At 65.2% G+C, this 4,882-nt stretch carries 5 protein-coding genes and 1 pseudogene; 4 read left to right on the top strand and 2 right to left on the bottom strand.

Features of this window, described 5'->3' with window-relative positions; all coding sequences use genetic code 11:
* From VF497_RS12770 to VF497_RS12760, 3 genes are all read left to right on the top strand, one after another.
* The coding region (locus VF497_RS12770; RefSeq protein WP_330889277.1) for a TonB-dependent receptor at positions 1-1,883 on the top strand (1,883 nt) is incomplete at its 5' end.
* Positions 1,884-1,964: 81 nt separating this feature from the next.
* Positions 1,965-2,939 carry a peptidylprolyl isomerase gene (locus VF497_RS12765; protein WP_414706899.1) on the top strand — a complete coding sequence of 325 codons (975 nt, stop codon included), beginning with the start codon at positions 1,965-1,967 and terminating at the stop codon, positions 2,937-2,939.
* A 37-nt stretch (positions 2,940-2,976) separates the two neighbouring features.
* A complete protein-coding gene (locus tag VF497_RS12760; protein WP_330889273.1) occupies positions 2,977-3,585 on the top strand; it encodes an XRE family transcriptional regulator in 609 nt (202 codons plus the stop codon).
* Here the strand turns inward: VF497_RS12760 and VF497_RS12755 are convergent.
* Together VF497_RS12755 and VF497_RS12750 are read right to left on the bottom strand one after the other, a co-directional pair.
* Positions 3,582-4,085: a GNAT family N-acetyltransferase gene (locus VF497_RS12755; protein WP_330889271.1), complete on the bottom strand. Its 504-nt coding sequence runs from the start codon at positions 4,083-4,085 to the stop codon at positions 3,582-3,584. The two genes, VF497_RS12760 and VF497_RS12755, sit on opposite strands and share 4 nt — an antisense overlap.
* A gap of 3 nt (positions 4,086-4,088) precedes the next feature.
* Positions 4,089-4,505: a rhodanese-like domain-containing protein gene (locus tag VF497_RS12750; protein WP_330889269.1), complete on the bottom strand. Its 417-nt coding sequence runs from the start codon at positions 4,503-4,505 to the stop codon at positions 4,089-4,091.
* Between the two features lie 91 nt (positions 4,506-4,596).
* On the opposite strand from VF497_RS12750, the pseudogene ftrA reads away from it, so the two are divergent.
* Positions 4,597-4,882, top strand: a pseudogene (gene ftrA / locus VF497_RS12745) (transcriptional regulator FtrA); the annotation flags it as partial.

Here is a 4,882-nt window from a genome sequence, read left to right as displayed (position 1 = left end):
AGGAGACCGTCGGCCTCTACGTCGACGATTCGCCGGTGTCGGTCAACGGCTTCAATCCGGAATTCGGCCTGTTCGATCTCGAGCGCGTCGAGGTGCTGCGCGGTCCGCAGGGCACGCTGTACGGCGCCGGTTCGATGGCCGGCGCCATCCGCCTCGTCACGCGCAAGCCGCTGCTCGACACGGTCGAAGGCAGCGTCGAAACCTCGATCGCCGACATCGACCACGGCGGCACCAGCTACGACCTGCGCGGCGTGATCAACGTGCCGCTGGTCAAGGATGTGGCCGGCCTGCGCGTATCGATGTACGACGACCGCAACGGCGGCTTCATCAAGAACACGACCACCGGCGAAAACAACATCAACCGCGCCAACGCCGTCGGCGGCCGCGTCGCCCTGCGCGTGCTGCCGACCGACAGCCTCACCGTCGACCTGTCGCTGTGGGCCCACGACCAGAGCGACCACGGCCGTGGCCTCGACGAGACCGGCAACTACACGCGCGCCTACAAGTCGCCGGAGAATTCGAACGAGGACTACACGCTTTCCAACCTCACCCTGACCCAGGCCCTCGGCTGGGGCAGCATCGTTTCCTCGACGTCGTATTTCCAGATGAACATGCTGAACCGCTGGAACCTCGACAAGATCTACACGTCGACCTATCCGGCGCTCGGCCTTTCACCAAACGGGCCGACGGCGTCGCTGGCCGATCAAACGCATCTCAACGACTTCACCCAGGAAGTGCGTGCGGTCTCCAACGACGACGGCGTGTTCAAGTGGCTGCTCGGCGCCTACTATCACAAGCGCAATCGCGGCTACACCAACGCCTTCCCGAATCCGGGCTGGGATGCTTACACCGGATTTCCGAGCGCCGAATTCGGCGCGCCGGTCGACTATCCGTTCTGGGGTATCCAGAACGTGCACATCGAGGAGACCGCGCTGTTCGGTGAAGGCACGTACAAGCTCGGCAGCTTCTCGCTGACCGGCGGCCTGCGCGCGTTCGACTGGAAGGAGCGCCACTGGCAGTACCAGTCCGGCTTCTTCAACGGCGGCGCGACCTCGAACGGCATGCAGCATTCGAAGGAAAACGGCGTCAACCCGAAGGTCAACGTCGCCTACGACGTCGACGACAACAACCAGGTCTACGCGCAGGCGGCCAAGGGCTTCCGCTACGGCGGCGTCAACCAGGTCATCCCGCTGAACCTGTGCGGTGCCGAACTCGAGGCCGGCAACTTGCATCCGTCGACCGACTACGGCTCGGATCACCTGTGGAACTACGAGGTCGGCAGCAAGTCGAGCCTGCTCGACAACCACCTGACCGTGAACGGCAGCCTGTACCTGATCAAGTGGAGCAACGTGCAGGTGCGCCGCGGCCTCAACTGCGGCGTCAACTACATCGAGAATGCGGCCGGCCTGACCAGCAAGGGCGCGGAGCTTGAAATCGCCTGGCGTCCGATCCAGAACCTCAAGGTCACCGCGGGCGGCTCGTACACGCATTCCACGCTCGACGCCGACATGGCGCCGCTCAACGCGCGTGCCGGCGACGCCGCGCCGTTCGTGCCGAAGACCTCGCTCAACGCGACGGCCGAATACACCTTCCCGCTCGGCGAAGGCATGCACGGCTTCGTCTGGGGCGGCTGGAACTATGTCGGCAAGCGCACCACGCAGTTCAACCAGGCGTTCTCGCTGTATCGCGAGATGGATGCCTACGACCTGTTCAATGTGCGCGGCGGCGTGCAGTGGAGCTCGATGGAAGCGTCGGTATTCATCAAGAACCTCGGCAACAGCGACGGCGTGGTGCGCCAGGTCTCGGCGACGCCGTTCTATCCGGACGGGTCCTACCGCGTGCAGCCGCGCACGATCGGCGCGTCGTTCCGCTACTGGTTCTGAGCGTCGTGATCCATTGTCCGTTCATTCCCGCGTTTTCGGGAATGAACGGACGGTTGCCGCAAACCAATCGAGGATATGACGATGGCCCGACCGTATCGAAATCGTCCGAACCGCTCCCCCGTGCGCATCGCATCGCTTTGCGCGCTCGCCTTGGCTACGATGCTCGCCGCATCCCTCCCCGCCAAGCCGCCCGTGACCGCAGCAAAACCCGCCGCAGCGCAAACCACCGCCGCTGTACTAGCCGCAGCCAAACCCGGCGACTGGCGCGCACTCGATCCGCAGAACACGCTCTACCTTGATCTGCCGAGCGGTCGCGTCGTCATCGAACTCGCGCCCGCGTTCGCGCCGAACCACATCGCCAACATCCGCGCGCTCGCGCGCGAGCAGTACTACGACGGCCTCTTCATCGTGCGCGCGCAGGACAACTACGTCGTGCAGATGAACGATCCCGACTACGAGAACGAGGCCACGCGCAAGCCGATCAAGACGGCCAAGCGCCATCTCGCGCCCGAATTCACCGTCGCCCTCGACGCAAAAGCGCCGTTCACGCGCCTGCCCGACACGGACGGTTACGCACCGGCGACCGGATTCTCCGACGGCTTCGCCTCGGCGCGCGATCCGAAGGCGCAGCGCATGTGGCTCACGCATTGTTACGGCTCGGTCGGCGTCGGCCGCGACAACGCGCCCGACTCCGGCGGCGGTGCGGAACTCTACGTCGTCATCGGCACGCCGCCGCGCCAGCTCGATCGCAACGTCACCGTCGTTGGCCGCGTCGTCAAGGGCATCGAATTGTTGTCCACACTCGCGCGAGGTACCGGCCCCTACAGCCTATACGAGAAGCCCGAGCAGCGCACGCCGATCAAGGCCATTCGCGTTGCCGCCGACGTGCCGGAAAAGGAACGCGTGGCGCTAGAAGTGCTGCGCACCGACACGCCAACCTTCGACGCCTACGTCGAATCGCGCCGCAACCATCGTGAAGAATGGTACGCGGTACCGTCCGGGCACATCGACGTGTGCAATATCGAAGTACCGGTGCGGCCTGCCGGCGGACGCTGACGGGAAGAAGCGAAAAGAAAAAAGAGGGAGCAAACGCATGACCATGGCGGCCAAGCGAAAAACCAAACCGCGCCTCGGCAAGCTGCATATCGGCATGGGCGCGCGCATCCAGCACCGGCGCAAGCAGCTCGGCCTGACCCTGAGCGAGCTCGGCGCGCGCGCCGGACTGTCGGCACCGTTCCTCTCCCAGGCCGAGCGCAACCAGACCGTGCCCTCGATCATGTCGCTGATGGCGCTGGCCAAGGCGCTCAAGGTCGACCTGCAATACTTCCTCGAAAGTCCGACCGAACGCAGCATCGTCTGCCGCGCCAAGGAACGCCCGCGCATCCGCATCAACTCGCCGGTCGCGTTCTACGATCTTTCCTCGAGCCTGATCCATCGCATGATGGACGCGATCCTCATGGAAATTCCCCCGGGGCATGAATTTCCGACCGACCAGCGCGACGGCGAGGAATTCGTCATGGTGCTCAAGGGCCGCCTGCACTCGCGGGTCGGCGAGATCGAAACAGTGCTCGGCCCCGGCGACAGCCTGCACTTCAATTCGCAATTGCCACATTCCTCGCGCAACGACACCCACTCCACCGTCACCCTGCTCTATGTCGGCACGCCGAGCGTGATCGGTGAAGAGCGACACGATGCGGACTAACCCGCGTCCAGTGAAAGCGTGAATCGCATCTTCGCTTTGCCGGCCGCGCCGAAGCGCCGATAGAACGCAATAGCCGGCGCGTTCCAGTCCGGCGTCTGCCATTGCAACTCGCAAAGGTCCTGCGCGCGCGCCGCCGCGACTACCGTGCGCAACAGCATCGCGCCGATGCCGCGCCCGCGTTCGGAGGAACGCAGGAACAGGCAATCCAGATGCAGATGGTCGCACGCCGACCAAGTAGAGAATTCGCGCGACGCCGTTGCGTAGCCGATGGCGCGATCCGCGTCCCACGCTATCCAGGCGTGGGCGCGCGGCACCGACGAAAACAGCGCCGCGGCAAGCCGGCTGACCTTGCCCACCGGATCGAACGTCGCCCGTTCGTAGGCGGCGTGTTCCGCGCACATCTCGATCAACGCCGGCAAATCCTCGGGACGAAGCGGACGGATGTCCGCCGAGGCGCTCGCCTTCGCCATCGAATCGCCGCCGGCTTCCGCGACGCGCATCGCTCAAGCGTCCACGACGACCGGAAGCGCATGCGCCAGCTCAAAGCCTTCATCGATCCAGCCCGTGATGCCGCCGTCCATGCGCTTGACCGGGCGCCCAAGCTGCGCCAGACGCAGCGCCGCGCGCGCGGCGCCGTTGCAGTGCGGGCCGGCGCAGTGGACGACGAACAGGGTGTCCTGCGGATAGTCCACCATGCGCGAGGCGACGATCTTGCCGTGCGGCAGGTTGATCGCACCCGGAATATGTTCGCGCGCATACAGCGCCGGACCGCGCACATCGAGCAGAACGAAGCCCGGGTCGCCCGAGCGCAACGCTTCGTGCACGTCCCAGCAATCGGTCTCGTAGGTGAATTCGGCGGCGAAATGACGCAGGGCGTCGGTGCTGGACGCGGCGGGAATGTCGGTGACTGCGTTGCTCATGCCAGTTCCTAGGTGTGGGGTGAGGCATTGTTCGCCGGCGCAGTCGCTACCACAATTGGCGTAAACGACACGATTCGATCAAAATCCGCCAATGCCGAAAAAATCCCCGCAGTCCCGACCCGACCGCCTCGTCGTTGCCCTCGTCTACGACGGGCTGTGCAGCTTCGAGTATGGCTGCGCGGCCGAAGTGTTCGGCCTGCCGCGCCCCGAATACGGTGCCGACTGGTACCGGTTCCGCAGCTGTGCCGTCGATTCAGGGCCACTGCGCGCGATGGGCGGCTTGAAGGTGTCCGCATCCGGCGGCCTGAGCCTGCTGGCGCAGGCAGGCACGATCGTGATTCCGGGCTGGAAAGGCGTCGACGTCGCGCCGTCGCCCG

This window comes from Rudaea sp. (genome assembly GCF_036383415.1).
Taxonomy (GTDB): domain Bacteria; phylum Pseudomonadota; class Gammaproteobacteria; order Xanthomonadales; family Rhodanobacteraceae; genus Rudaea.
The sequence above is the reverse complement of the archived record's forward strand: the minus strand, read 5'-3'. Positions and strand labels throughout refer to the sequence as shown.